The 21,280-nt window shown below is 62.2% G+C and carries 17 protein-coding genes; 9 read left to right on the top strand and 8 right to left on the bottom strand.

The window, feature by feature from the left end; translation table 11 throughout:
- Positions 1–649 precede the first annotated feature (649 nt).
- The 4 genes from QZH52_RS29665 to QZH52_RS29650 form a co-directional block, all read right to left on the bottom strand.
- Positions 650–2,425, bottom strand: a complete 1,776-nt coding sequence (locus tag QZH52_RS29665) for a GmrSD restriction endonuclease domain-containing protein (RefSeq protein ID WP_301814525.1) — start codon at positions 2,423–2,425, stop codon at positions 650–652.
- 452 nt (positions 2,426–2,877) lie between these two features.
- On the bottom strand, positions 2,878–3,198 hold the full coding sequence (locus tag QZH52_RS29660; RefSeq protein ID WP_301814523.1) for a hypothetical protein: 321 nt from the start codon (positions 3,196–3,198) through the stop codon (positions 2,878–2,880).
- 259 nt (positions 3,199–3,457) lie between these two features.
- Positions 3,458–4,168, bottom strand: a complete 711-nt coding sequence (locus QZH52_RS29655) for a hypothetical protein (RefSeq protein WP_301814521.1) — start codon at positions 4,166–4,168, stop codon at positions 3,458–3,460.
- Positions 4,169–4,320: 152 nt separating this feature from the next.
- A complete protein-coding gene (locus QZH52_RS29650) occupies positions 4,321–6,339 on the bottom strand; it encodes an AAA family ATPase (RefSeq protein ID WP_301814519.1) in 2,019 nt (672 codons plus the stop codon).
- A 168-nt stretch (positions 6,340–6,507) separates the two neighbouring features.
- On the opposite strand from QZH52_RS29650, the gene QZH52_RS29645 reads away from it, so the two are divergent.
- From QZH52_RS29645 to QZH52_RS29635, 3 genes are all read left to right on the top strand, one after another.
- Positions 6,508–8,151, top strand: a complete 1,644-nt coding sequence (locus tag QZH52_RS29645; RefSeq protein ID WP_301814517.1) for an ATP-binding domain-containing protein — start codon at positions 6,508–6,510, stop codon at positions 8,149–8,151.
- Between the two features lie 69 nt (positions 8,152–8,220).
- Positions 8,221–9,000, top strand: a complete 780-nt coding sequence (locus tag QZH52_RS29640; protein ID WP_301814515.1) for an SIR2 family NAD-dependent protein deacylase — start codon at positions 8,221–8,223, stop codon at positions 8,998–9,000.
- Between the two features lie 9 nt (positions 9,001–9,009).
- Positions 9,010–10,023, top strand: coding sequence for a hypothetical protein (locus tag QZH52_RS29635; RefSeq protein ID WP_301814514.1), 1,014 nt, complete (start codon positions 9,010–9,012; stop codon positions 10,021–10,023).
- Positions 10,024–10,059: 36 nt separating this feature from the next.
- Here QZH52_RS29635 and QZH52_RS29630 read toward each other — a convergent pair whose 3' ends face one another.
- The 4 genes from QZH52_RS29630 to QZH52_RS29615 all read right to left on the bottom strand — a co-directional run bounded on the left by QZH52_RS29630 (position 10,060) and on the right by QZH52_RS29615 (position 15,977).
- The gene (locus QZH52_RS29630; protein ID WP_301814512.1) at positions 10,060–10,875 is read right to left on the bottom strand and encodes a hypothetical protein; all 816 of its coding nucleotides are present in this window, start codon (positions 10,873–10,875) and stop codon (positions 10,060–10,062) included.
- A 7-nt stretch (positions 10,876–10,882) separates the two neighbouring features.
- On the bottom strand, positions 10,883–12,613 hold the full coding sequence (locus tag QZH52_RS29625; RefSeq protein WP_301814511.1) for a LeoA/HP0731 family dynamin-like GTPase: 1,731 nt from the start codon (positions 12,611–12,613) through the stop codon (positions 10,883–10,885).
- Between the two features lie 23 nt (positions 12,614–12,636).
- Positions 12,637–14,835, bottom strand: coding sequence for an AAA family ATPase (locus QZH52_RS29620; protein WP_301814510.1), 2,199 nt, complete (start codon positions 14,833–14,835; stop codon positions 12,637–12,639).
- A 173-nt stretch (positions 14,836–15,008) separates the two neighbouring features.
- Positions 15,009–15,977 (bottom strand): helix-turn-helix transcriptional regulator, encoded by a 969-nt coding sequence (locus QZH52_RS29615; RefSeq protein WP_301814508.1) that lies wholly within the window; start codon positions 15,975–15,977, stop codon positions 15,009–15,011.
- A 170-nt stretch (positions 15,978–16,147) separates the two neighbouring features.
- Between QZH52_RS29615 and QZH52_RS29610 the strand changes: the two genes are divergently transcribed.
- The 6 genes from QZH52_RS29610 to QZH52_RS29585 all read left to right on the top strand — a co-directional run bounded on the left by QZH52_RS29610 (position 16,148) and on the right by QZH52_RS29585 (position 21,140).
- Complete coding sequence (locus tag QZH52_RS29610; RefSeq protein ID WP_301814507.1) at positions 16,148–16,273, top strand: hypothetical protein; 126 nt, start codon at positions 16,148–16,150, stop codon at positions 16,271–16,273.
- An 81-nt stretch (positions 16,274–16,354) separates the two neighbouring features.
- Positions 16,355–17,383 (top strand): DUF726 domain-containing protein, encoded by a 1,029-nt coding sequence (locus tag QZH52_RS29605; protein WP_301814506.1) that lies wholly within the window; start codon positions 16,355–16,357, stop codon positions 17,381–17,383.
- A gap of 264 nt (positions 17,384–17,647) precedes the next feature.
- Positions 17,648–18,307: a PIN domain-containing protein gene (locus QZH52_RS29600; protein ID WP_301814505.1), complete on the top strand. Its 660-nt coding sequence runs from the start codon at positions 17,648–17,650 to the stop codon at positions 18,305–18,307.
- Between the two features lie 51 nt (positions 18,308–18,358).
- The gene (locus QZH52_RS29595; RefSeq protein WP_301814504.1) at positions 18,359–19,063 is read left to right on the top strand and encodes an endonuclease/exonuclease/phosphatase family protein; all 705 of its coding nucleotides are present in this window, start codon (positions 18,359–18,361) and stop codon (positions 19,061–19,063) included.
- Between the two features lie 37 nt (positions 19,064–19,100).
- Positions 19,101–20,162 carry an HNH endonuclease gene (locus QZH52_RS29590; RefSeq protein WP_301814503.1) on the top strand — a complete coding sequence of 354 codons (1,062 nt, stop codon included), beginning with the start codon at positions 19,101–19,103 and terminating at the stop codon, positions 20,160–20,162.
- An 84-nt stretch (positions 20,163–20,246) separates the two neighbouring features.
- A complete protein-coding gene (locus QZH52_RS29585; protein WP_301814501.1) occupies positions 20,247–21,140 on the top strand; it encodes an HNH endonuclease in 894 nt (297 codons plus the stop codon).
- Positions 21,141–21,280: the final 140 nt, after the last annotated feature.

Raw genomic sequence — 21,280 nt, 5'->3', positions numbered from 1 at the left:
TTGCCTTGCAGTCGCCGACGATACGGAAGCCGGCTGCGCGAGTCCGCGGGTGAGTGGAGTGACAGTTCCGATGCGCGGGTCGGCAGCAGACCGCAGGTGCCCGCGGTAGCGGCTGCCGGAGCATCGATGTCGAAGAGGCTGCCGGAATCAATCCTTTGATGTTAGTTGCACAACTGTGTCGCGAGGCGATTTTGTCCCCGAGGCCGCGCGCGATGTCGTGAAAAATTTCGCGACGGCGATCAGATTCCGCCGGCCGGAGAGATGTCGGACGTCCTGTAACGATGACAATACGAACCGCACGGGCGCACACGCGACCCGCGTCGGGGGCTGGTGCCGCAGGCGGCTGCCGGGCGCGGCTACCAAGCATTGGCAAGCTCTCTCATCAGACTTCCTGCTTCCCCGTGCGTGTTCCCGTCATTGATCTTTTCGCCGGTGCCGACGGGCTCGGCGAAGGCTTCTTTCGTTCGGAAGGTGCCGCCTTCGACTTCGCTATTTCCATCGAGAAGATCCCCAAGGCGCGAACAGCCGTCCTAGGCCAAGCTCTGAGCGGAGGTTGATACCGGGAAAACCGTCGTTTGCATTCTCCGGGGGCAGATTCGGGGGAGGCATGCCGGCAATTTAGGATTCTCAAGGACCCCATGTCCTGGCCCTAAAGCGCCTGGTAGTAATCTCGGATAGTTGCTGCCATCAACTTGCGACGCTCGACCAAGAAGCCTTTGTATGAGCTTGCGTCCACTGTGCTCAGTCGGACGGGGACTGCGTTCTCAACGAGGTTGCGCGCCAAGTCATCGGCATCAGTGATTTCTCCGAGGTTGAGTACACCAGACTTGATCTGTGTATCGACCTGCCTCATGTAGGTGGACGGGGACTTGTTGCTGATGCTGATGTTGATTGACGTCTCAGTGAGCACGAAGTTCGCAACTTGGTTGTAGTCCCCGCGATCCGGATAACCGTTCTTCTGGAGGTAGTCCTTGGGGACGATATGGTGGATGTCTCCAGATTGTTGGTGCATGGCTGCAACCGTGATGCCTTTTGACAGGAATCCGCGCGCGTTATTGGTCACCTGAGCGGCCAAGAATGTCTGAAAAAACGGACTCGTTGTGCTGGTCGTTTCAAGCGCCGCAGGCAGCGCAAAATCCCAGAACGCATCGGACAGCTCGGCTTCTTCGACCTGCTTGACATAGTTCGCGGCACCCAATTCGCCGATCCTGCGGATATCCTGCTCCCACGTTGACTCGAAGCCACCGGAGTTTCGACCCGTGAGCATCGACATGACGAACCAGCGCTTCACAATTCTCTTTCGCTCGCCCTCGCTGATGTCTGCGTCCTCACGAAGGCGCAGATAGAGGGCATATGCGAAATTCATCGCATTCCTTGAATTAACCATCCCTTGGGTGATGAACCCCGCAGACTTGATGAGCATCAGAAAATTGTCAAAGTGGTAGTTGCTCACGATTTGGAGAAGCGCGCGCTCAAGCTTGTCGTAGGCGACTGGTATCCGCTGCTCATCAACCTTCTTTGTTTCAGGGTCGCGCCCTGACAATTCGCTAACGATGCTCGACGCCTTGCCGCGACTGAAGCCAACGAGGCCCGCCACACGGATAACGTCGCTGTACTCCGGGTCGTAGAGGTCCTCAGCCTCGTCCTTTAACCAGCTGATGGCTTTGAGGTACGGCGTCGCCTCGAACTCGCGGTCGTTCTCCTGGATGTCGGAATAGGCATGCGGCGCCACAGACAACTGACAGAAATAATCGATGAGCTTGCGCAGGTTCCGACCTCGGTCACCGTAGGTCGCAATCTTGCTCATCGCGAAGTCTGCGCTGCTCAGAGGCACGCCCTTCGAGTTGATCCTGATAAATATTTCAGAGATCGTCTCGACGTCGAGTCCATCATCCAGGCTGATTATCCCGATCTGAGCATGTTGAATACTGCCAAGGCGAGCCAAGCTATCCTCAAACGTTTTCGGGTCAGCGCCTGGGTTTCGTTCAAGATACTCACGTGCGAAAGTCAACGGCGAGGACGAGTTGAAGTACTCGCTAATATCCGCGATCCATTGCGGACTTCTTTCGATCACTGGCGTCAGCGTTGCAAACTCTTCAGTGATGGGGTTGAAGGATATTGTTATGCGAACAGGTTTGTATCGCTTGTTGATCACCTTCAACCCGGCGACGGCCGCCCGCAACGCTGTGATCCGCTGCTGTCCGTCGATCAATATTTGTTGGTGTGCGGCAATCTGGCCGCCTTTGAGTTTCGCCCCGACCGACTGCCACGTGATAAGGTAGCCGACCGGATATCCCTTGTAGAGTGAGTCCATTAGGTCGCGTACCTTGACGCTGTCCCAGACAAAAGGTCGCTGGAGTTCCGGTATCGCGATCTTGTCGCTCTTGACGTCTGCCAACAACTGCGTGACGGGGGACTGCGTCACTGAATATTTCGTCAATCTGAACTCCTCTTCCGATAGAGATTAGTGGAACTTCCGTTGAAGTCTGCTGCAGGTCTTTGGAAAGCGGCTGGCAGAATGCGATGCCTGTGCTGCCCTGCACCCTTTTGTCTTCCATTCATGGCTTTGTGGATGTTTTTCTGGTTTCGCGTGAGCAGGGCTAGTCTCATAGGTTCCGTGCGAGGTCCGAATCCGCTCGAGCAGACGCGATTGTCAGAGGATGAATCGGACAGCCGCTAGCGGTTCAGGACGTTCATCCTCAATTTTGTGGATGCCTTTTGTATGACCGACCCGACAGCCGCCTCGCCCCATTGGCTCCGGCCTAGCCGCTCAGTTGGTGTGCTGGACAAACTCCGCAGTGCTGGAGCCGGACGACCCTAGTTGTCGCGACCGCGCCCTTCGGGGCATCCGCGCGAGCCTTGTTTCATCGATCAGTTTTATGTATCCGGGCAGTCGTCCACCCCATCGCTGAGCCAATCCTGGAGCAGCGAGCCCACATGGTCGCAGAACGCATCCAGATGGTCCTCGGAAATCGCCGCGCCGACGCCATCGCGGGCACAAAACGAGAACCTGTAACCCGAACTTTCGAACCGGACAAGAATGTCTCCATCCCCGTTGCGCCAGAAATCCGCCGTCGCGGATTGACTGTGAGCATGGACACCGACACCAGGCGCGCGACATCGCGTCAGACCTCGTCTTGCATCGAAATGGTCAATTGCAACGAGTGAGAACTGCGGGCGATTTTTCTCTGTGGCCATAGAAGGTCTTTGCGATTTGCGGGGTGGGCCACGCGTGCCTCGCCAGCGGCGGAGGGATTGGAGCTCATCGAAACTTCTCAAGCTTTAGGGACAACGGCACCGGCCGTGCCGCTTCGGAGGTCGCAGGCCACAACCGGTCAGTCACCGTTTGTATCCTGTCTCGGGCTTCGGCTGGCAGGCATCCGTCCCACGACCGCGGCCGCGCCGGAGCCCTCCGGTCTCGATCAATCACTAACGCGACCGCTGCGTTCTGACCAAATCACCAGCGCGACCGAAGCGTCCTGATGAATGCATCAGACCGCAATGCCGCCCCGTCACCACCTCTCAGTACAACGGAGCCTGCCGGCAGGCCGAACACCCGCTCGATCTCGCGCTTGATGGTCCCGACCCTCGCGTCGGCACGGGCTTGGCGAAACCGTGTGGGCTGCTCGGAGCGCCGGGGCTCTGCGGCAACGGCGCCTTCCATTGGAATATCTAGATCCCAGTCCTGTCCTTCGGAGTCATCGGTGGTTGCAGGTCCGGTCGAGTCGTCTTCAACTACGGTTGCTGAAGTCTCATCCTGAGCTTCTCGGGCAAGCCAAGTCAAAGCGTCCTCCGGCTCCCAAACATGCCCACCTTCCAAATGGAACATCGCAGAACCTTGTGCAGGTGACACGTAGTCGCTCTGTCGCGTCGGCACATCGCCGAGACGGCGAAACGCGTCTTCCAGGACCTGCATGAGCCTCTTGTCGCCCAACGGGATCAGAAACTCGGACCAAGCTGGCTCGTGAAAGTTGACGCTCATGGTGCCATACAGGTACACAGTGGCATGCGCATCGGGATGAGCTAACACGAAGTCGGCCAGCGCCTTGGCTACCGTCGCACAGAAGTCAATATCTCGCTCCTCGAGGCTATCAACTTTCACTTCCAGCGCAGGAAGAGGATTGCGTGAGGAACGAACGTTCAGTTCGGAGGCGTTGCAATGAATCATGCTTGGTCTTAATTATGTCAATCGAATTGAGCCGAACAATTATGAGGTGCAAGAGCACATCTGAAGGGACCCGCCACGCGAAGGCGTTCGATTGAAGGCATTAGTGCACATCCCCAACACGTGAACTGCCTTTGCCATGGACAAGGAAACCCTCAGGCCAAGAACCCAAGAACACTGCGAGCGCCCGCCTCCTTCATGGCGCACTCGGCCTCCAGGGCGACAAGCAAATAGTCCACCGATGCGATCGGGTGGAAGCGAGACCGCCGCGCGATGGCCGCAAAGTCACCAGGAGTCAGCTGGATGAGGCGCGTGACACGCGAGAGCTGCGCCGGCGTGGGCGTGCCAAGTCCCAGTGCTGCGCATTGAAGGCCCAGCAGGCGAGCAGCCTGCTCCGGTTTGAGAAAGTCCAACTTGATCTTGAGGTCGAAGCGCCGCAGCGCGGCCTGGTCCAGATTGCGGACCAGGTTGGTCGACGCAATGAACACGCCTCCAAAGCACTCCATCTGCGTCAGCAACTCGTTGACCTGACTGACCTCCCAGCTGGCACGCGCGTGGCGCCGATCCTGAAGGAAGCTGTCCACCTCATCGATCAGCAGCACGGCGCCCTCCTCCTCTGCAGACCTGAAGGCCCGCGCTATGTTCTTCTCGCTGCCACCAACCCATTTCGACATCAGGTCCGAAGCGCGCTTGATCATCAGCGGGACGCCGATCCGCTCTGCCAGCCAGCGGCCGTACGCGGTCTTGCCGGTGCCCGGCGGCCCGTACAGGCATATCCGCCCTGCTCTTGTGCGAACCAGCCCCGAAGCCATCGCAACCAGGTCGGTGTCCGCATTGACAAGAGAGGGCTCGTAGGTCGGCGGCAGCTGGTCAAGGGCTGCGCGCTTGGGCGTGCGATGGCCCTGCGCTTCCAGCGTACCCTCGATCAAGCGTTCGATTGCCTCGGAGCTGCTGCCTTCGAGTATTTCGCCTTGGATGCAATGGACCACCGCAGCAGCGCGCGTCACGACCGCAGGCGCGAGCGACTCCGAATCCGCGAGTCGCTTGAGAGCATCAGGCGCGAGCAGTTCGCCGCATGCGTGGCGCAGGATGCGCTCGCGCTGTGCGCGGGGCGGTACGGGCAGCTCGATTACCATGTCGAAGCGACGGATGAAGGCGGCGTCGAGGGTGTGGATGGCGTTGGAAAGCCAGAGCGTCGGCACCTTGTTTTCTTCGAGCATGCGGTTGAGCCATCCTTTTCGGCTCTGCACGGTGCCCCTGCGGCCGAGAATGACATCACCGTCGTTGAATACATCCTCGACTTCGTCGAACAGGATCAGCGATCTGCGTTGCGAGAAGAAGCTTTGCGCCGCCCGGAAGGCACGCAGGCGCCGCTCGCCACCCACCGGATCGCCGTCGTCGTCCTCGCTGGTCACCTCGAACAACTCACACTCGAACTCCTGCGCCAGCAACCGGGCCAGTTGGCTCTTGCCAGTACCTGGAGCGCCATGCAGGAACACGTTGACGCCCGTGCGATTGGACTCCAGCGCATGCTTCAGGTAAGGGCGAAGGATCGAAAGCGATGGCCCGATGTGCGCATAGTCTTCCAGTGCGAGTACGGACGACGAGCCAGGCACCACCATGTCCTTGAGCAGGTCGATCGGGTCGGCGTCCGTGCTCGAGATGCTGTCGGCGAAGTCCGTGGACAACAATTCCAGCTTGTCCGCCAGTGAGGCCGTCCCGAATCGGCCCATCGACACAAGCCCGGAGCGCGCGAGCGTCCCTCGACTTGCCAAGGACGCGCGTACATCGCTTTCGGGAATGCCGAGCACAGCCGCAAGGGCGAAGTACAGGTTGACCGACGAAAGATCGCCGAGCCAATTCGCAGTCTCACGTACAAGTTGATCGGTCTGGATGAGCACCACGAACTCGAGAATTCGGCAGTCGGTGTCCGACAGGCCCGCCAGCGTGGCGAGGCGCACCACGTTGCCCGCCAGGTAGGCAGGCGCCCGGGCATGCTGCAAGTCGCGCTCGGCCGCCTTGTGCAATGCGCGCAGTTCCGCATGGACGGCCTTCTCGTCGAAGTCGCAGGACGGCAGCGTCCAGTGTTGAAGCCCGAGAAACTCCGCGAGGCCGTCGTGCTCGAACTCGCCGCCGACCACGAACTTGCGCGACGCCTTGAGCGACACGAGCATCCTGAGGATCCATAGTCTCGCCAGGTCCGCGCCCTCCGTCCTGCCCCCGGAAAATGCGTGCCCACCCCTGCGAAATCTTGCCATTCGACCCCCTTGTTGTCAGGAGGTCAGTGTCGTCAGACATGCGTCAACTTGTGTCGCACAATCGCCACCCGGCTACAGTACGGCATGGCCGTGCTCTATCCCGATGCCCTCAGCCCTGCCCTCGGTGCAGGGCACTACCGTGAGCACGAAATGCTCCGGCTCCTGGCAGACGCGCTTCCAGCCACTTGGCGCGTCTACCACAGCGTGAAGACATCGCAGCTGCATGAAGGGGCTCAGCGCTATGGCGAATTGGACGCTGTCGCCGTGGCCCCGGGCGGGCATGTGGCAGTGCTCGAGATCAAGGCCGGGGACGTGGATCTTTCCGAGGATGGCGCCTTCAAGCTGTACGGAGCTGTTCGCAAGAGCCTGGTCCACCAGGCGCACGCGCAGTTGCAAGGCCTGATCGGGCGTTTGCGCGATGCCCAACTCGGCGCGGTGCGGATCGCACACTTCCTGCTGCTTCCGGATTTTCGGGTGGCGCAAGGCAGCGTCGGCTATCCGCGCGAACGCATCATCGATGCCAGCCAGCTCGATGAGCTGGGGACGCTGCTGGCCGAAGCAACGCGGCATGCGCCGCTCGCGGCCGAGCAGGTCGACAGGCTCTTCGCATTTCTTTCGAACCGCTTCGATGTGGTCCCCGACGCGGCATGTCGCTACGGACAGCGGCTGGCAACCACGCGCCGGCTGTCCGACGGCCTGGCCACGTGGGTGCCGCGTATCCATTCGCCTTCGGGCATCTATGTGGTCGAAGCCACCGCGGGCTCGGGCAAGACGCAGCTGGCGTTGAAGCTGTTGGGCGAAGCCAGCGCAGAGAAGCGAAGGGCGGGCTACGTGTGCTTCAACCGCCCCTTGGCGGACCACATTGTCGGGCTGGCGCCGCCCCTCGCCGACGTCAGCACGGTGCATGAGCTGGCGATCGCTGCCTTGCGTGCCACGGGGGTCGAGCCGGATTTCACCAGTAGCGCGACATACCCCGCTGCCTTCGAGGCGTTGACCGCTACCAATGCCCAGGCGAACACGCTGGATCTCCTGATCATCGACGAGTCGCAGGATTTCGACGGAGATTGGTTACAGGCGCTGCTGCCCCGGCTCAAGCCTGACGGGCGTCTGTACGTGATGGGCGATGCCGAGCAGGCGATCTACCGCAAGGAGGCCTTCGATCTGCCGGATGCCACACGCATCGTTTGCCAGGACAACTTCCGCAGTCCTCGGCGTCTGGTCGACACGGTCAATCTGCTCGGACTCACCGCCACGCCCGTGCAGGGCCGAGGTCCCGAGATCGGCGACGCGCCGGAGTTGCACGTCGTCGATGCCCTGGACCCCGGAGGCCTGAATCGCGCTGCTGAGATCATTGCCAATCTGCTGGGCAACGGGGAGCGCCTGGAAGATATCGCAGTGCTGAGTTTCCATGGGCGCGAGCGCTCACGCCTGATCAACTCGGAGCAGCTCCGCACGTGGCCGCTGCGGCGCTTCACCGGCGGTTTTGACGCCGCCGGAAACGCCCGCTGGACCGAGGGCGTCCTGCTCGCCGATTCGGTTTACCGCTTCAAGGGGCAATCAGCGCCAATCGTGATCGTCTGCGAGATCGATTTTGAGCAACTCGGAGACCTGGAAGCCCGTAAACTTTTCGTCGCCATGACGCGCGCTCAGTCGCAGCTCCACCTGATCATGAGCCAGTCTGCGGGAGAGGCTTTGACGGGACGGCTCGAAAGAGCGCCGGCGCGCTAGGTCCGCAAGCTGCCGGTGCAGGAGCGCCTGTGCGTCACAGCACGTCGCGTCCCCTGTGAAGATCGAGCCATGACTTCCCCTCCCGTCCCCCCTGCCCCTCTGGTTGCACGCCTGCGCGGCGCACGCCGCGTCGTGGTCCTGTCAGGCGCTGGTATGTCTGCGGAAAGCGGTATTCCCACCTTCCGCGACAAAGGCACCGGTCTGTGGGCGCGTTTCGATCCTCAGGAATTGGCGACGCCTGAAGCATTTCGGCGCGACCCCGAAACGGTGTGGGCCTGGTACGAGTGGCGGCGCCATCGCGTGGCCCGCGCCTTCCCGCATGCGGGACACATGGCGCTGACCGCGCTCGCTGCCCGGCCGCAGGTCGAGTCGCTGACGATCGTGACGCAGAACGTCGACGACCTCCACGAGCGCGCCGGTGCTGAAGCGGTTCTTCATCTGCATGGCAGCCTGTTTGCGCCGCGCTGCTTCGACTGCGGACGCACGTGCACCCTCGCGGATCCGCAGAAGGATGAACCTGAAGGCAGAACCACTCGACTGGCCCCGCCGCGATGCGCAACCTGCAATGGCCCGATCCGGCCGGGGGTGGTCTGGTTCGGGGAAAGTTTGCCGGAGGCAGTCTGGCTGGAGGCCCTCCGAAAGGTCGAGGCGGCAGATCTGCTGCTCGTGGTCGGAACCTCTGGCCTGGTGCACCCCGCTGCGAGTCTTCCGGACGCCGCGCGGAGGCATGGTTGCGATGTCGCGGTGCTTAATCCTGATGCCTCCACCTTGTCCGATCGCAGCGGCATGGACTGGCAGATTCAGGCGGCCGTCGGTTTGCCGGCGCTGCTTTCGACACTTGAAATGTGAAGGACAACCATGGACTGGTTCGAACGACTCACCGGCTTTCGCGAGACCACGTACGATGAAACGCGGGGCCGGCTCGCAATCAGGGGCGGAATGCTCGTCTCTGCCGCTACAGGTGCCAGCCACGGGATTGGCGAACTCGAGTTGGTTTCTCTCGAAGAACTGCGGAGGCGAATCGGCCCACGACCAGCCACCGCCGGTCGGCTGAGAGTGCGTCCGCTCGTCGGCGACATCCGGGCCTTGCATCAGGCACCTGAGTACGCAGGGGCCCTGTTCCAGGTGGCATCGCAGTTCAACCTGCTCGAAATGGCGTCTCCGCAACTCACGCCAGAGGACGGCGTCACCATCTACCGGAGTGATCCGACGCAGGGCCCCGCGTGTGCCATCGCCGCCGGCGCAGCGACCATCTTCCGCAACTACTTCGCACCGACCCCGGACGGCATTGGCCAAACGCGCAGCCGTCAGCTCGATGGACTCGCCGACCTCGGCCAGGCGCTCAGCGAGGCGCTTCACCAACCGGTGGCTTCGCTCTGGACGATGCGCAACGGGTATGCAATGTGTTCCCGAAGCGCTCTCGAACAGCTGACGCAACACTTCGGATCACTGGACGAAGACGCGCTCGACGCGCTGCGCGGCAAGCTGCGCATCGGCGTGCACAGCGATGTCGAAGTGACGGATGCCCCGGCAGCGCCCCGCCCGCGAGTGTCGCAGGCCTTCTGCTCGGCGCTGCCCGTGGCCTACAGCGATGTACCAGCCCGGCACTGGGCGGCCTTTGCATCGCTGGTGCTCGAGGCCGCATACGAGGCGACTCTCCTCGCGGCGGAGCTGAACGCACGGCGCGGCGCGTCGAACATCGTGCTGCTCACTCGGCTCGGGGGCGGCGCATTCGGCAACGAAGAGCAATGGATCCATGACGCATTGCGTCGCGCGCTGTTGAAGAGGCGCGACATCGACCTCGATGTGCGGCTCGTCAGCTACCGAACGCCATCGCGCGAGATGCAGCAGTTGGCGTCCGAGTTCGAGTGAGGGCGGCCTCACGGAGACGGGGCAGGCGCCGCGGTCTCAGGCGAGGCCGGCGTGCGCGCCCTGGTGCTGCTTCAGCATCTCGAGCAAGTGCTGGCGGGCCCGCTTCGCCTGCGTCTTGTGCGCGGGCGAGGATGGATGCTGGATCCGGTAGCACTGGATGCGCTCGTCCATCCTGAAGCCGAACAGATGCGCGGCCGGGATCGCGGCGCTGGCCACCCAGTCCCGGTGATCGCGGCAGCGGGCCAGCGCTGCATCGCCCTCGTGCGGGAAGAAAGCCCGGCGCTCGCCGGCCGAGGAGCTGCCGTTCGCGAAGACGATCACGTCGGGCTGCAGCTCCTCGATCTGGATGTTCAGCAGCGCCTGCGAGAGGTCGCGGATCGCCGCCCAGGCCTGGGGATGACGGCGCGGGTCTTTGCCGCCGACAGCCACCGCGAAGAGATTCGAATAGACCAGGCCCGCGGCATCCGTGGCTTTCGCGACCTGACAAAGCAGGCGCACCAGACCCGATTTATGCCTGGGCTTGTGCAGGCAGCTTTCGAGGAAGCCTCGATGGCAGGCCATGCCGCGCGAGACATAGCCGGCCGCGGGCGATGCGGCTGCCGCGGATTCGGCCGGCGCGGCGGCGTAGCGCCACTGGCGCGTCTCGCGTCCCACCACCATCACCTTCACGGCGGCGTCGGCATAGCCCTGCGCGACGGTGGGCAGGAACACATCCTCGAGCCCGGAACTGCGCTCGCGCGCCGGGAAGCTGCGCAGGGTACGGAGAAAGGCATCGTCGAGGACTTCGAAGGCGGCGACGTAGCGGCGCTCGAGGCAAGCGTTGATGTCCATGTCGGAAGCGGTGCGGGTCATGCGGGTCCTAGCCTGCCTCGTCCGCGGTGGCGAGTTCGCCGGCCTCGCGAAACTCGACGTCGATCGCCTTGCCGAACTGGTACCACTTCCGGAAGTCCGACTGCTTGCGCACGAGATGATCCAGCTCGTCGCGGATGCCTTGAAGTTGCGCCTGCAGGGAGCCGAAGCTCGGAAAGAACCTCGCCTCGAAGTCATCCCCGTCGATCAGCGCGACGATTTCCTTGCGCTGATCGACCAGTTTCTCCGCCATGTCGATCAAGTCCTTCTGGAAGTCAAGTTTGCGTTGCTCCTGCTTCACCGTGTCCCAAACATCCAGCGCCAGGCCCAGCGCCGCCAGCGCGCCAGCGAGGCCCTTCGCCAGGTTGGTTGCACCCCAGGGCTTGAACTTCAGGTACTTGCCGATATCCAGGCCCAGCGCCTTGGCGGCCGTGTTGAGGCCATCGCGCGCCGCGAGCACGCTCTTGTTGTTGATCAGGTTGTTGCGGGTGACGTAGGTTATGCCCTCCCTGCTCATGGCGCTGACCATGTTGTTGAAGTGCGAGACCTCCGAGTCCACTTTGACCTGGATGCGGCCGATGTCCAGCGCGACATGGTTCACCTCCTCGGCAAAGAACTCCTGGACCCGCTGATCGATGAGGATGCCTTCGGACCCGATCTCCCGCTGGAAGAAGGCCGCGAAGGTCTCTTGGGTGGTTCCCTTGGCCTGCAGGACCAGGTCCTCGAAATACCGGACGATCTTGCCGCGCAACCGCACGCGGGCGTCCTTGATTTCGCCGTTGACCTTCTGCAGTTCGTGCTGCTGGTCCCGGTGCACGTCTTCCAGCTTCGAGGCCTCGGACTGCAATTGCTGGAAGTCCCGCTTGGCGATGGGCAGCTGCTTTTCGATCACGTCGGCAATGATGCTTCTCTTGACATCCTCCGCCAGCGCGTCGGCCCCGCCGCTGTGCAGGATCATCTGCCGGGTCGCACTCTGCAGATCGGCGATGTGCGAAAGCCGCCTGAACTGGTCCATGTTGTCCAGCCAGTGCCGGGTGCCGAGCCCGAAGGGGTTGGCCGCCACCGCGACGATGGCCAGCGCGGACTTCTCCGCATCGCTCAGTTGCAGCATGTGATCCAGGCGCTGCGCCACGTTCTGCTTCTTGACGAGGAACTTCTCCAGGTAGTCGCCGTCTTCCTCGACGTCGGCCACCTCGTCGAAACGGCTGAGGACGAACACTGTCCGCGGCAGCAGGCCGAGGTTGCGGAACAGCCACTGCAGCTCTTCCTTGTGGCTCTCCTTGATGGGGTTGGTCGAGTTCATCACGTACAGGACGAGATGGGCCTCGCTCACGTAGTTGCGGGTGATGTCCTTGTACTTCTCGACCTCCTGCGTGTCGCTGTTGAACTGCTCCTTGAAGCCGTACAGGCCCGGGGTGTCTATCAGCACCAGCTTGTCTTCCACCTCGTAGACCTTGACCTCGTTGGAAGACTCCTGCTGGCTGATGTTCATGCTCAGGTCGTCCAGGCGCTCGAGCCACGCGGCGGCGATGGAGGTCTTGCCTTCCGAGAACCCCCCGATCAATGCGATGCGCAGCTTGCCGTGGTGCAATTCGTCCAGGCCGTCCTCGAGTTTCTTCTTCAGGCTCGGGTGGATGTTGACGCCCAGTTCCATGCCCTGGCTCAGGAAGTTCTGGAGCTTCTCCATGATCTCGATGGCCTTGCCTTTTTGCCGGCGGAAGTTGTCGAACGTATCGCTCATTGCGGGTTCCTTGGGGAAATGAATCAGTTGAATTGGCGGGAGATCTTCTTGAAGGCGCGGCCTGCTTCGCTCAGCGATTGCGCGATGCGCTGGACCGAGTCCAGCGGCGCGGACAAGCGCTTCTTGAGCTTGTCGACCTCGCCTTGCAGCTCTGCGGCCGCCTTGTCGACGTTGTCGCGGAGACCAGCTTTGATGCTGTCGAAGAGCCGCGCGATGTTCTCGTCGGCCCACTTGCGTTGCTGCGCCTTCTTGTAGTCGGAACTGAAGAAGCCCCGCACGGCTTTGTAGAAGTTGAACAACAGCGACACCGCGCCGATGGCCAACATCACCCAACCGGCGGGATTCGAGAGGAGCAGCGCGGCGCCTCCGATGAAGGCAGACAGCAGACCCAGGGTGTTGATGCCGTTGTCCAGCTTGAACTCCAGGCCGAAGGGTGGCATGCCGCCCTCGAGCGGGCGGCTCAGGGTCACGTCGAGGATCTCCGACGCGTTTCTGTCGAAGCGCCGCAGGACATCCTCCACCTCCGCGGCGATCTTCGACTGCTGGACCTCCATGGCACGCGCCAGGGTGTCCTTGAGTTCGCCGCCCATGCCGTCGACATGCTCGCGCAGCTTCGCCTCGAACTGCTCATTGCCGATGTCCTTGTCGATGTCGTCGTGGATGGCTTTGCGAAGCTTGCTGCTGGACTCCGCCAAGCCGTCATGGCATGTGCTTTCAATGCGGCTGCAGGTGCCGCTGCTGATCTTGTCGAGTTCCCCGTGTGCGTACTTGAGTTGTCTTTCCAGGTCTTTCGACGCGCGGCGGAAGTTCTCGATGACGCCGTCCAGCACCTGATGGCCGCGCTCCAGCGAGGACTTGATCTTCCGCAGGTTGGCGCGCAGGATCTTTTCCTTGTAGTTGCTGCAGATGTCTTGGCTGATGAAGCGGGCGAACTCGGCGAAGCGGCTCTTCTCCAGCAGCGCCTCGCGATCCAGGGCACCGATGAACTTGCCGCGCGCCTTGTAGTGCGCGTTGGTGGGCAGCAGGCAATCGGTGGCGGCATAGAAGGCCGGCAAGGCGCTCAGGCTGAAGCTTCCCTGGTAGCTCGGGCCGAGCTGCGCCTTCAAATGCGTTTCGAGGTCCTGGATGCCGCCGAGCTCGCCTTCGTCCAGCAACTGCTCCTTCTTCAGCGCCTGCGGGTTGGTGGCGCGCTTGTTGAAGACCGACCACACCTCGGTCTGGTCGTCCAGATGCTCCTTGATCTTTTCAAGCGTGCCCTTGACCTTGCCTTCGCCCTTGTTGGGCGGCGCAGCCTTGGGGGTGATGTAGAACACGGCATGCGACTTCTTGACCGAGTCGTAGATCGCCTCGCTGACCCTGTCCTCCGTGCCCTCGATGCCGGGCACATCGATCAGCGCGAACTTCTGGCCCGAGACCTCGAAGGCATAGGATTGCGAGGCCAGCGTGAAGTCCGAGCGGCCGTCGCCGATGATCGCTCCGTCCTGGTGAGGCGCCAGCTTCTCGTAGATGTCGTCGAGTGCCTGCAAGTCCTGCTTCCGGGCTGCGGACTGGACCTCGAGCGCCTGCAGCTGCGCCTGCACCTTCGCCGCCGCCTCCCGATGTTCGTCCTGCATGCTCCGCAGCCGGGCTTCGTCGAGACCCAGCTGGTTCTCTTCGTCCAGCTTCTTGAACCAGTGGACGATCTTCTGCAGCAGCCCCAGGGTCTCAATCTTTTGCCGGATGGCATCTCGCTGGCGCTCGATCGCCTGGCCGGCCAGTTGCTCGCTGCGCTGCTGGGACCGCGTGGTCTCTTGGAGCAGCGCTTGTGTCTGGATGGTCTGGCTCGACAGGTCCTGGATTGCCTTCTGCAAGGCGGCGACCTCCGATCCATCGAGATTGATGCCCTTGGCGAGTTCGCGAAAGCTCGCCTGCGATTGCGCCTTCCCGGCTTCGCCTTGCAAGATGCGCAGCGTCTCGATGATGGTCGACTTGCCTGCGTTCGTCTCGCCATACAGGGAGATGGTGAAGACATCCCATTCAGAGACCTGCCTCAACTTCTCCAGGTCCTTGTCCACCGAATCGCGATAGGCGCCGAGCACCTCCAGGGATGTCCCTGCGGCCTGCGAGATGTGTTCGCCGGCGTCATGCGCGAGATTCGCGGACTCGACCTCCGCAATGGATTGCTCGATCCATCCGGCAATCTGGATGTAGATGTCTTGGGGGTCTTTTTCTGTCGTTGTCATGGGCCGTGCAGAGATCGATCTCCAGCAAGATGGATAAGAAGCGAGGCAAATGTAACGCAATGAAACAGCGGCTGATTCGAAGATGACGTCGGTTTTTCATGCTCTGTTCAGATCATCCCGAAGCCAGCGACGCGTTGTGACGCAGGCCGCCGTCGGCCCACGGCCGGCCACGCCTAGTCATCCAGCAACCGGCGGGGCTTCCTGAGTTCGAGCGCGCTGCCGAATCCGCGCAGCCACCAGCGCAGTTGACTGGACTCCACCACGGTGGCCGTGAACTCGCTGCGTCCGTCCGGCAGGATCCGCACCCGCTGGTCGTGCGACAGCGGCGACTCGGTCAGGTGCAGCGCCGTCTCGGCGGGCAGCCGGAACACCAATTCGATGCGCTTGCCGGCACCGAAGCCGAAGCGCCCCTCGTCGTCGTAGCGCTGCAGGTCGAAGCCGGCAGGCCGCTCGAAGGGCAGGCCGCTGTCGTGCGCGCTGCGCAGCCGATGCAAGGCCAGCGCGCGATCGTCCTCATAGCCTTCGAATCGGCAGACCAGGAACAGCCGCGGACCCTGCTGCGCCAGGCCGAGCGGCATCACCCGCCCTTCCACTTGCTTGCCTGCCGCGTTGCCGTAGCTCACGTCGAGCCAGCGGTCCGCATACAGCGCGTTGCTGACGGCCTCGAAGACCTCGGGCTGCACCTTGGGCGGCAGCAGCGGCTGGGTTGTTCCGACGACCCGCACCTTGTCAAGCCAGCTGCGCGCCGGCCGGCCTCGCTGGTCCGGTCCCAGCTGCACCCGTGCCTGCTCGAAGAAGCCCTGCATCGAGCGCATCAGCCCGGCCGGCAGCAGATGGCGCAGGTGTTGCTCGGCCAGCGACAGCAGCACCGACTCCTGCTCGTTGAGGTGAGCCACCGAGAAGGCCTGCGTGTGCGACTTCCAGCAGTAGCCGTAGGGTTTGCTGCGCTCGTCGCGCTCGATGTCAAAGTGCTCGCTGAGCAACTCGAGCTGGCGCTGCACAGTGCGAAGGTCGCGGGCGAAGCCGGCATCGAAGAGCTGTCGATGCAACTCGGGCGCCGAGATCTTGCCGACGCGCGGGATGCGCTTGAGCATCTCCAGCGACATCAGCAGCGTGTCGAGATTGCTGGCGCGCTGCGTCATCGGGCGTCGGCAGCATGCGAGAGTTCGGGGTTCGATTCGGCCATGCGGAACTCTATGCGAGGCCCGCGGCGCAGCCGGCCCCATAGAGCGGTCAAAGTGTGCAATACGACCGCGGTGCGACATGTTTTGTCGCCTCCTTCATGACACTGCCCTGTTGAAAAGGAGCCCGCATGAAACTTAACTACTCACCGCTCGAAAACCTCGCGGCATTCGCCATCGCCTTCTTCGGCGGTGTCGTGTCGTCGGCCTGCGTGGCCGCGTATATCGCGATGGTCAGGAAGCGGAACCATGGTTGAAACCTTATGTTACAAACCATCTAGGGCATTTCTGGAACTGCGACGATGAATCGATTCTGCTCATGGTGTTTCGAACACACCATGCACACGCTGGTCAAGACGAACCTGGCAAGAAGAGATCTCTATCGGTGCGACCGCTGCAAGCAAAAGACGCTGGAGTGCATGGCACCGAAGTGCCGCCACATGGCGCGCCACGGGGAGTACTGGGACGACAACCTGTGCGCGGAGCATGACGGGATCATCGCGTCCGTCGGCAAACTGGCCCACACCCTGGACGACATCGGCGACTGCAAGAAGATCTTCGCCAGGGATTCGCCTGACTACATCGAGCTGGTCCGCAAGGGCGCGAAGGTAGCGGGCAGTCGGGCCCTCATGCCGTTCGCGCCTGTTGCCGTTGCCGGGGTCACCTCCGCGTTGGAAGCGACCAGTTCATTCGTCGGCGGCATCAAGCACTTCGACATCCGAAAAATCAATCCCGGAAGCAAGCACGGCGTGATCTTCGTCAACGGCTTTCTGACCGAGATGAACCAGGACGTCGGGGACTGGATGTCGCAATTGCGTCCGGCCTTCGCGGGACACACCTGGTACCACCTGGATTGGGAATCGGGCCGCGCCCAGTCCGTTGGAAAGCATTTGTCCGTGATCGACAACCCCTGGCATGCTTCGATGATCAAGGCGCGCTTTGCCGGAGAGATGCTGGCCATTGCCATCGCGAGGACACCCGGCTGGACATTCACGTTGATGGGACATTCGCTGGGTGCGCGGGTGATCTTCCATGCATTGATGTCGTTGTCCCACAAGAGCCAAAGATGGGTCGAGGACGTCTACCTGCTCGGCGGCGCGGTCGGTGGCGGCGCGAAGGACCAAGCCGATTGGTCGCGCGCGATCAAGAGTGCCAGGGGACATATCTACAACTGTCATTCGAAGCGCGACGGCGTGTTGAAGAACCTCTACCGTGGCGCCAATGGATGGCTGAGCGAGCCGATCGGCCTCTCTCCGATCCAGGCCCGCGACTTACGGATCCGTAACGTCGATTGCACAGATCTGGTGGGAGACCATCTGGCCTGGAAGCCGAACTTCAGCGAGATACATCGTCGGCTTCACGCGTGACGGGCCGCGGCGTTGCGATCGGCCCAGCGCGGCTTACTCGGGCTGTGGGTCGTCCAGGCCGCTTCCGCCTTGCGGTCCGACCGAGCGGAATCACTGCATTTTTCACGGTCGGATCGGAAATCGATCGCAACAGCCATCAAACGAAGGGAGGGCGCACCCATCGTCAGGGTCGTGGATGCCACGCTGGGCGCTATGCTCGCTGCGGTCTTTCCGCGGCAAGCTGCGGAGTCGAACTCGGGGCAAGAACATTCTCGGAGCGCTGAATTGAAGAAGTCACTGTTGCTCGTTGATCTGGAAAACGTCCACAAGGTCGACCTCTCCCTTCTGGATGACAGCTTCCGGGCGATCATCTATGTCGGTGCAAACCAGAATCCGCCCAAGGCTGCCTCGAAGAAGGCGACCGCTCACAAGTTCCAGCGCGTGGACTTCCAGAAGATCGAGGGCACCGGCAAGAATGCGCTCGACTTCCACATCGCTTTCGAACTCGGCCGGACGTTCGCGACCGCGGCCGACACCGAGTGCATCGTGCTCTCGAAGGACAAGGGGTTCGACCCGCTCCTGATCCACCTCAACAAAAACGGCCTCAAGTGCCGTCGGGTCAGCAGCCTGGACGAGTTGGCGCCGATGGCGCCGGCCGCACCGGTCGAGCTCGTTGTCTGCAAACGCTGCCTCAAGTCCAGCACGATCGACCATCATGGCGGCAAGTGGTGCACCAATTGCGGCTGCTTCGCTTCACCGCCCGATCTCAAGCTGCTCCCGTCGCGGCAAGCAGGCTTTGAGGACCGTTCGCGATCAAGGGACGATTGGGATGGCGGAATCATCGCCCGGTGCGGCCAGTGCAACCAACGGGCGGATATGACTGGCGGCATCTATGACGATGGGGAATGGATGTGCGGCCATTGCATCGGTCGCTATGCGACTTGAATAGACTGCAACTCCTCCCTCGCACAACAATTCAACTTAGCAAAGTCACACATGCGCTTGGCAACTTGGAACGCCTGCAAGGGCCAGTTCGATCACAAATTCCCGATGCTGAACGAGCTGCGGCCCGATATCGCGGTGGTCCAAGAGATCGCAGCACCACACGCCCAGACCGACCAGATCCTGTGGTTCGGCGACAACCGACAATTGGGCTTGGCCGTGGTGGCAAGCAAGGGCTACTCCCTCCGGCCCTTGCCACCGCTGCCTGACGTTCCGAAGTACGTCATCCCTGTGGCGGTGCAGGGCCCGGTGCCGTTTATCCTGTTCGCGGTCTGGACGCTCGGCGAGCAGCCCATGAAGTACGTGCGGGCGCTGTCGACCGCCGTCGACTTGTACGCACACCTGTTCGCCGAGAACCAGGTCGTCGTCATGGGCGACTTCAACTCCAACGCGAAGTGGGACAAGGAGCACCCGAAGGAGCTCAACCACTCGGCGTTGGTGGCGCGTCTCAAGGAAAAGGGATTGGTCAGCGCGTATCACCACCATCGCAAAGAACTTCACGGAAGCGAGGTCGAGCCGACTTTCTTTCACCAATGGAATGAGGCCAAGCCCCACCACATCGACTATTGTTTCGTGCCCAACGCTTGGGCCGACCTGGCGGTGTCAGTCGAGGTGGGGAGCTTCGAAGGGTGGAAGGGGAAAAGCGATCATCGACCACTGGTTGCGGAAATTGCGCTCCCGGACTCGACTGCTCCGTAGCACCTCCTGCGACCTTGTGCCTCTTTTCTCGATCTCCATGGCAAGTGTTCCGCCGCCTTCACCCGAAGCCCAACTCAGCTTCCTCGCCAAGCTCCAACGCCTCTTCGCCGAAGGCGATTTCACAGCCACGTACAAGTTTGCGCTGCTGATCGCGCTGGCGGACCTCGCCGTGGAACTCGGTGCGGACGACGGCAGCGCCTTGCGGCTGGCCACGCGCCAGATCGGCGAGCGCTTCATTCAGCAGTACTGGCGGCAGTCGCTCGACTACGGCACCGGTCGCGCTGGAGCCCTGCCCGGCGTGTTGGCGCAGAACCTGGGCGACCAGGCTGCGGTGGTGACGGCCATCAAGGCCTTCAGGGCACGCACCGGGATCAACATGCCGTGGCAGGCCGCAAGGCACCCCGACTATCGGGCCTTGCTGTCGAAGGTGACGCAGACCGTTTCTGCTCAGCCTCTCAAGTTTCTGCAGAACTTCGGCGGCGGCAACGACCCGTTCCTGTACGAGCGCACCGGCCCCGGCCAGCTCGTGCTGAACCCGGGCGTTGCCTACTGCCTGCGCCGGTTTCATCCGCTCGTCCAGCAGCTGGCGCGCACCCACTGGGTCGGGCATGTCAAGTCGAACAAGCTCAATCGCGGCATCCTGGGTGAGGCGGACGACCTGGAAGACTTTCTCTTCCGCATCTCCCGCCAGTCGCTCGTGGCCTTTTGCGCGGGCTTGCGCAAGATTGACGGCGACAACTGCTTCTATTGCGGCGGCGCGCTGAGGGAAGTCGATGTCGACCACTACATCCCGTTCTCGCTATACCCGCGGGACATGGCCCACAACTTCGTGCTGGCGCACCGTGCATGCAACAGAAGCAAGTCGGACATGCTGGCTGCGCGGCGGCACCTGGAACGGTGGCTTGAGCGGACCGTGAAGCGGGGGGACGACCTGGCTGAAGTTGGCAGTGGGGCGGGCATCGTCGGCGATGGTCCGACCATCCTGCGGGTGGCCGCCTGGGGCTACGAGAGCGTCAGAAAGAGTGGGGGACGGGCATGGGTTTCGCCTTTGCGATTCGAGGATGTCGGTGTTGAGTGCACCAGCTTGTTCGACGGATAAGAGCCCCTCGTCTCGCATCGCCGATCCATCGGCTTTAGGCCTTCGTTCTTCTTCTCCACACGGCCCTTGGCCGCACTTTGACCCATGCAGGACTACTCGCATTTCACTACCCCGACCAACGAGGCGTACGTCGCGCACGGCGCGAAGAAGCCCTTCCAGTCCTGGTCAGCCTTCGACGTAGCGCGATCTGAAGCAGAAGCGGGCGGAGGTTCCCGGTTCTTCATGAGTTTGTGGAATGAACTGCCGGCCAGTGATCCCTCCCGGCCTCCGGTGCCGGTCGTTCGGCGCGACATTGCCACCGGCACCTATTGGTACGAGGTCAAGCGGGACAACGCAGGAATGCCGATCGAACCTCAGCGCACTGCTCTCTGGAACGCGATCGGTATCGCCGAACGCTTCGGATTGCAGATGACCGGGCTGTTGAAGGATCTCTCATCGGGTCGCTTCTCTCTCACGCACACGTTCTCCATCGACCGCGTGGTTCGCGATGTAGAGCCGGGAGTGATCTGGCTGAAGATCACTCCGGCTGACCCTGCGGACATTGGCTGCGTGGCCGAGGAGTTGAACCTCGCCCATGCGGCGGGATTCATTGAGCGGGAGGCCGAGGTTCAAGCCCGCTTTGCGGGGGCTGTCGAGACGTCATTGAGGCGCACGCAAGAAGCTCGGCTCGAACGGCTTAAAAACGCATCGCCCACGCCCCGCAGGGTGACGGTCACGACGACAGTGTTCGAGCGCAATCCCGATGTGGTCGCCGAAGCCTTGTTCCGCGCGGAGGGTGTCTGTGGAGGTTGCGGCGAGGATGCGCCATTTGTCCGCGATCGATCGGGCGATCCCTACCTGGAAGTTCACCATATCGTTCCGCTCGCGCGAGGCGGCGATGACACGGTCGAGAACGCCATCGCGCTATGTCCCAACTGTCATAGGGATCAGCACTATGGGCGGGAGCCGCGACACCTGGTGCATGCGCGGGTGGAGTGACCGGTTCTGGCCTCTCCCTTCTGGATGAATGATGGGCGCCGGGGAGCTAGTTCGAAGCGCGCGGCTCGCAGTCGAAACGGCCACATGATCGACAGGGTTCCGCGCTTCCGCTAGACTGCTGCGTAACCAACGGAACCAAC

Origin of the sequence: Variovorax ginsengisoli (assembly GCF_030486595.1) — a bacterium.
In the GTDB taxonomy this organism is placed as follows: domain Bacteria; phylum Pseudomonadota; class Gammaproteobacteria; order Burkholderiales; family Burkholderiaceae_C; genus Variovorax; species Variovorax ginsengisoli_B.
Note: the sequence above shows the minus strand (reverse complement) of the source record. Positions and strands in the feature narration are given on the sequence as shown.